Annotated in this window: 8 protein-coding genes; 4 read left to right on the forward strand and 4 right to left on the reverse strand. The window is 61.1% G+C overall.

What is annotated here, in order from left to right:
- A partial coding sequence (locus tag LH128_RS34285; RefSeq protein WP_327195046.1) for a hypothetical protein occupies positions 1–261 on the forward strand: 261 nt, incomplete at its 5' end.
- A gap of 78 nt (positions 262–339) precedes the next feature.
- Here LH128_RS34285 and LH128_RS33085 read toward each other — a convergent pair.
- The 4 genes from LH128_RS33085 to LH128_RS03270 form a co-directional block, all read right to left on the reverse strand.
- Entirely contained in the window at positions 340–1,068 is a 729-nt protein-coding gene (locus LH128_RS33085; RefSeq protein WP_172704916.1) for a transposase, read from the reverse strand.
- Between the two features lie 124 nt (positions 1,069–1,192).
- A complete protein-coding gene (locus LH128_RS33090) occupies positions 1,193–2,074 on the reverse strand; it encodes a hypothetical protein (RefSeq protein WP_172704917.1) in 882 nt (293 codons plus the stop codon).
- Positions 2,075–2,298: 224 nt separating this feature from the next.
- Positions 2,299–2,520: a hypothetical protein gene (locus tag LH128_RS34290; RefSeq protein ID WP_327195047.1), complete on the reverse strand. Its 222-nt coding sequence runs from the start codon at positions 2,518–2,520 to the stop codon at positions 2,299–2,301.
- The gene (locus LH128_RS03270) at positions 2,521–3,006 is read right to left on the reverse strand and encodes an IS110 family transposase (protein WP_051211398.1); all 486 of its coding nucleotides are present in this window, start codon (positions 3,004–3,006) and stop codon (positions 2,521–2,523) included. It lies immediately after the preceding gene.
- On the opposite strand from LH128_RS03270, the gene LH128_RS34960 reads away from it, so the two are divergent.
- From LH128_RS34960 to LH128_RS03285, 3 genes are read left to right on the forward strand one after another with little or no spacing between them, the layout of a single operon-like run.
- Entirely contained in the window at positions 2,977–3,342 is a 366-nt protein-coding gene (locus tag LH128_RS34960) for a transposase (RefSeq protein ID WP_442800353.1), read from the forward strand. The genes LH128_RS03270 and LH128_RS34960 overlap by 30 nt on opposite strands.
- 53 nt (positions 3,343–3,395) lie before the next feature.
- Positions 3,396–4,994: a sensor histidine kinase gene (locus LH128_RS03280; RefSeq protein WP_008828155.1), complete on the forward strand. Its 1,599-nt coding sequence runs from the start codon at positions 3,396–3,398 to the stop codon at positions 4,992–4,994.
- Positions 4,991–5,602 (forward strand): response regulator transcription factor, encoded by a 612-nt coding sequence (locus LH128_RS03285; RefSeq protein ID WP_008828156.1) that lies wholly within the window; start codon positions 4,991–4,993, stop codon positions 5,600–5,602. The genes LH128_RS03280 and LH128_RS03285 overlap by 4 nt, the downstream gene beginning before the upstream one ends.
- Positions 5,603–6,079 lie beyond the last annotated feature (477 nt).

The following is a 6,079-nucleotide window of genomic DNA, read 5'->3' on the forward strand; positions in this document are numbered from 1 at the left end:
CCGACAGTCACAGCAAAAATGTTGTTAGCACACCCGATTTTGCCGCAAAATCCACTCACCGCAAAATCAGATACTTATGGTCTCGCGTTCCCTGCGTGTTCCGCTAGCACTGTTCAACTTGGGCATGAGTCCGCGAGCGAAGGATGCGATGGGGCTCTCAAGTGCCGATGCCAACCATCCATCGAGTACGTCGGCTTTGCGCTCGACCAGTATGTCATGGAACTCGCGTCCGAGATCAGCAGCTTGCGCAATGACCGGTGAGACGGCGCGCAAGGCATCGATGAAGAGCATGTCGCTGGGGCGAACCGTGTCTTTGGCTGCGCCGAGTAGCCGAACGATCTACCGCGTGCTGGGCGGTTTCCAGCGAGGCGATGACGATCGAGGAGCAGCGTCCTCAATCCCGTCACGGATTCGGATTTTCACCCACTGACGGAATCCTTTCACGCTGCCGGAATATCCGCGCTCGCAAACCTCCCGGTAAAGCTGCGTGGCATTTCGGCAGCCATCCGCCCACCGCGAGCGGATGAAGCCACCGAAGGCGTTCGCAGGATGCCGGAATGTCCGCTCCCATTGTCCCGGCTGGCGATCCATGAGCCATTGTCGGATCGTTTTGCGATCTCGCCCGGTTTCCTGGGCAATAGCCGATATGTTCAAACCCTTCTCGCGCAAGGCCATAACCCTATCGAACATGGCCTGTCGACGTTGGCGACCGCGGTTTCGCATTTGAACGGCGGCCGAAGGCATCCCTGGTCTTGTGGCACTGTCCTGTGTCCTGATCGGCGTCATGTCATGCGCGAGCGATCGTCCAACCTCGCGTACGAGCCTGTAGCACTTTTCCACCGCGGCGAGAACTGCATCCAAGCAATTGCGCAGCATGTGCCAGCGATCAGCGACCTGCCGCGCCAGAGGTGCCGATTCACGAGCACCCTTGGCGTAACCTCCGCCACGATCGCGCGCGATGATTTCGGCTCCGGGATTGGATTTCAACCAGGCGGCAAGCGTTCCGCCTTCACGATCAGGCAGCAGGTCACGCACCTCAGGCGAAAACTTGTTCCGGGTCTTGCCCATCACAAAAGCTCCTTCTCACAAATAGGAGCATCCGGAACACTTCACAAACCTGCCCAGCATGAACGATGTTGGCAGGCCAACGACTGTTTCCCTTCTTTTGGTGACGTAGTCTTTCCTCTCAGCCTTAGCGTTCTCCAGTCATCTTGCATGTCACGATGAGAGGTTTCGCGCGCGCGACTGCGATAGGAACCATGACGTCGCTGCACCGGATCGACGGCGCATTTGTCATGTCAATATTAGCGCTGACATCAACCTGCCTTACCCAGCTCGCATAACGGCTTTCAAAGGTCTCAGGGGCAAGTGTATACTGGCCCGCTTTTCCAGGGATCGCTTTGTTGGCCATACCTAGAAGTATGCTCGTTTCCTCACCAATAATGCCGGCTTGCAATGCCGCTGCGCGCTTTGCAGGCAAGGGTTCGCCGCTCCATCCAATCTGCAACGTCATTGTCTTCCGCGCAGCAAGCGTCGCCGCCCTCGCGGAGAATTGCACACTCACGGTTACGTCATTGGGATTTCCGTTCTTTGCTGCCCCGGCTTTGGTGATGGCCGCATGCCTGCCCGTCGCTACGTCAACTTCGCGCCGCTCAGTGCCCGATGGACAACAGCGCGGATCGCCGGGGCGCATAACGGTCAATTCCAGCGTCACTTTGCCGGGAGCAAAGGCGGCACGCTTGGTATCGCCGAAAAATTGCGGTACTTTTCGCAGGAAACGCAATTGCCCGCCTGCATTCTGGAACAGCACGGCATCCTGGTAGGAGGAATTGCCCCCAGTCGGCGAACGGATCACAGCAAAAACATCCTTCGCGCCGTCGCCGGTGAAGTCACCGCAGAAGGCACTATAATCGCCGTCATAATTCCTGATGTTAGCAGCTGCCCATTTCTGAACTCCGATCAGTGAGGGGCATCCCACGCTGTCTTCGACGGCACCCGAAGGTGTCTGGGCAGACACAGAAAAAGCTGCTCCGAAACCGAACATTACTGCAGGTCCAAATAAAATTCGCATCATGAATAATTCCCCCGCATGCAATTATTAACCTCAATCAATACGTCATCGTGAATATACTCACAATAGGCATCCTACTTGCAGCTGCCGCAATGGTATGGCGGCAAATGAATTTGTGGAGGTGTACGAATTCGCCCATTTTTCAGCATACCTCCACGACCGGTGCTGCCGGTTTGTCAGTCGAGAGGACCGCGGTCGTGTCCCGCGAGGTTCCCTAAGCACGTTGGTCAAGATGTTGTGATGGGATATCGGCGACCAGGCTCATGGTTCTCTTCGAGGGCGGCAGTTTGTTGCCGCCTCAGCATGGCGTTGGACAGGTTCAGCAGGCCAATGTGGTGTTCGCGGTCGCCGATATTTACCGGTGCTCGCATCCGTGGATCGGCCTTGGCTGCGCCATCGTCTTGGCCGACGATTCCGTTGACGTCAACGTGACGTGGGATGGGTTGCAATTATGCGTCCTGAACCTTTTCTGCGGACAAACAACGGAACTCCTCACCCGTCGTCCACATGGCATGGAGGATGGTGGCGAGTTTGCAAGCCAGGGCGACCTTCGATTTCTTGAAGCCGCCGCGCCTGGCGATGCACAGGCCCAAGCTCTTGAGCCCCGAAAAACGGTCGATGCGCGTCATCAGCGCATTGGCCGCCTCGTAGAGACTGCGCCTAAGAAAGTCGTCGCCGCGTCGGGATATCCGGCCGGCTTTCATGCTTTCGCCTGAAGCATAAATTCGGTGTGAGAACCAAAGATAGGCACGAGCGCTCGATGACGGGCGAAAACATGCGGAATCGTCGATAGTCGCAACAAACCCGAGCGCGATAGCTACGCCGACTCCAGGCACGGTCATGAGGTGCCGCACAGTGACATTGCCGCGCGCGGTAGAGCGGACCTTGGCATCAAGTGCCCGGATTTGGGCGAGGATGCCCGCCCGTGCCTTCATCAGGGACTCAACCACAGTACCGATCGTCAGCGGTGCGTCCAACTCGCCACTAACGCTTTCCTCGGCCCGCTTAGCGAAGCCGCCAACACGCTTGCAGAACACAATGCCGAAGGTGTGCAAAACACCTCGGATCTGGTTTTCGAGGTCGCAGTGTATCTCGACGAACTAGCTAACCGCGCGCTCTATAAGCAGGACAACCGGATCGAGCGCATGTTCGGACAGCTCAAGATCAACCGCGCCATCGCCACCCGATACGATCAACTCGCTGCCAGCTTTATGCACATGGTACACCTCACCACCACCAGATACTGGCTGAAATTCGTCCACGCCGCCTAGGTCCGTGAATAATCCGGGTTCCCCAGCGAACACGAACCGGCCACAGGCAAAAGATGAATGCAGCGACTTTGCCCCGCTTTTTCAGCGCCGTCAGGCTTGGCCTTGTAGACGCGGCGTTGCTGACGATTTACGCGTTCGCTTTCGCGCTGCTGCACTGGACGGCAAGTCCGTGGGGCGGGGCAGGGTTTTTCTCGCTCTGGTATCCTGCTGCGGGTCTGCGCTTCGCAGTGTTGTGGGACCGCGGCACAAGGTTGACGCCGTGGCTGATGCTCACCGAAGTGCTGACCGACGGCGCAGTTGGTGTCTTCGCGCTCACTGGACCCGGTGCCCTTCAGGCGATCACCGGCGCTGCCCGTCCCGGTTTCACCTGCGGTCTCGCCATCTTCGCGGTCCGGCGCCTGATGACGAAGCGCGACGACACGCTGGCGCTGCCGCCGATGATGCTTGGCCTTGCTGCCGTTGCCGCGCCTGCACTCAACGCGCTGATGGTGGTGCCTTTCGAAGCCTGGCTCCCGGCCGATGCGGGGCGCTATCGCATAGGAACCGACATCGTGATCTCGCTGACCGGGCTGGCGGTGGGCGATTTGCTCGGCATCCTCGTCCTTGCTCCGCTGCTGCTGTGGGTTGCCGCGCTTTACGACGGATCGTTCCGCCGCCGTCGCCTGCCCCGCGTCGCCGTGCGCCCGCTGCTGGAGGACGGGCTGGTAATGGCGCTGTGCCTGCTGCTGACGGCGTCGCTGTGGCGCGCCGGCCTCGGTGCCCAGCCGATCCCCAGCCTGCTGGCCGGCGCCTGGATCGGGCTGCGTCATGGACGCACTCCGGCCTGGTTCGCGATCCTTGCACAGGTCGCGGTGTTCCTGCCTTACTCGGCCGGCTCGCTCGACGACAGCAGGCGACTCGAACTGCACTTGGGGCTGGCCGCCGTGGTCCTCGTCACCTGGCTGGCAGGCAGCTTTGCCGACGCGCAAAAGACGTCGCGCGCGCTGCTGGACAAGCGCAACAGACTGCTGTTTCAGGCCGAGCGGCTCAAAACCCTGCGCGCGATGTCGGTGGCGGTGATCCACGAAATCAGTCAGCCCCTCTCGACGCTCGCGATCGAGGCTGCCCACCTCAAATCGGTGACCGCGCACCTCGACGCCGACACTGTCGCCAGCGCCGACCTCGTCGACCGCAAGGCCCGCGCTCTCGCCAATCTCGTGCGCCGGCTGCGCCGGTTCGGTGGCCGCGACGTGGACGAGCCTTCGCCGGTTCCCGTCGCCATGCTGGTGCAGACGGCCTGCCAGATCGTCGCCTCGGAGGCCCGGGCGGCCGGAGGCAGGCTGGAGAGCCCTGCCGTTCCCGTCGACCTCGTTGTCCATGCGCAGGAGATCGAGCTGACGCAGGCGCTCGTGAACCTGCTGCGCAACGCCCTTGCCGCCAGCCCCGGAGAAGCCCTCAACCTCGCCGTCAGCGTCCACACCGAGGAGGTGCTGATTACCGTGTCCAATCCGGTCTTGGAGATGCCAGGCGCCCAGACCCGCGGCATGGGCATCGGCCTCGCCATTGCCCGCACCATCGTCGAGGCGCATGGCGGCACCCTCTATCGCCGTGACGAACCAGGCTTCGTACGCTTTACCATCTCCCTGCCCCTTCTCGCTGGAGCTTTCGCATGACCCACGCCTTCGCTTGCGGCGTGCCTTCCATCACCGTAGCGGTGCTCGATGACGACGCTGATCTTGGCGCCACCGTCGCTCGCCTGCTGGGCCGCAATGGCATAACCGCGCGCGCTTTTACCGCCCCCGGCGCAGTGCTGGCCGCCCTTGCCTCCGAGCGTTTCGCCTGCGTTGTCAGCGATATCCAGATGGGGGAGATGGACGGTTTTGCTTTTGCCGACGCATTGCGCGCGAAAGATCCAGCGACCGCGTTGGTATTCATGACGGCCTGGCCGATCACGGCACATGCCGTGGACGCTGTGCGCCGGCATGGCGGGCTCGACTACCTCGAAAAGCCGATCGATGAGGGGCGCCTGATTGCCGCCGTCTGCGAAGGACTGGCGTGGTCGGTCCGCGAATGCCGCATCGCCGCTCTCGCCGCCCTGCTGACACGCCGAGAGCGCGAGGTGCTTGGTCTCATGGTGCGCGGCTATACCAACAAGGAGATGGCCCCGGAGCTGGGCATTTCCGAGCGCACCGTCGAGGATCACCGTGCATCGATCATCGCCAAGACCCGAACCAACGGCATGGCGCAGCTCGTCGCGCTAAGTCGGGGCGAAGAAATCTGAAATGCTCTATTCGGGAATTCCCCGGATCGACCGGTGGGGCGCAACCGGCCAATTAGGATACCATGTTCTAGCCTGTCTTATTCATCGGCGCGCGGGCTTTCGGCGTTCCGGGCCTGACTTTCGTTGGGGGCGTGGCGTGGGCGAGCGCCGGCGCCGGCGCCGGCGTTTTTCAGCGGGTCAGGATCGATGGGCTTTTCAAGGTTGATGGACGGGTCTCGGGCTTTGGGCGGCACTGCCGCGCTGGTTATGTCGGCGCTGCTCGGAAGTCGGGGGCGTCACATAAAACGGGCACAGATATACGCTCTCATGACTGCCATCCGCGATACTGACCAAGTTTACCCCTTCGCTGGCCGCAAGACCAGCGTTCACATTGACCTTGGCGGGTGTGCCGCGGACGCCTGATCGACGACGATTGATCATGCTCTCATCCGCGGGTTGGTTACCGCACTACCCGTATCCGTCGCTGGGCCTATCCTC

Source organism: Sphingomonas sp. LH128, assembly GCF_000293195.2.
GTDB classification, from domain to species: domain Bacteria; phylum Pseudomonadota; class Alphaproteobacteria; order Sphingomonadales; family Sphingomonadaceae; genus Novosphingobium; species Novosphingobium resinovorum_A.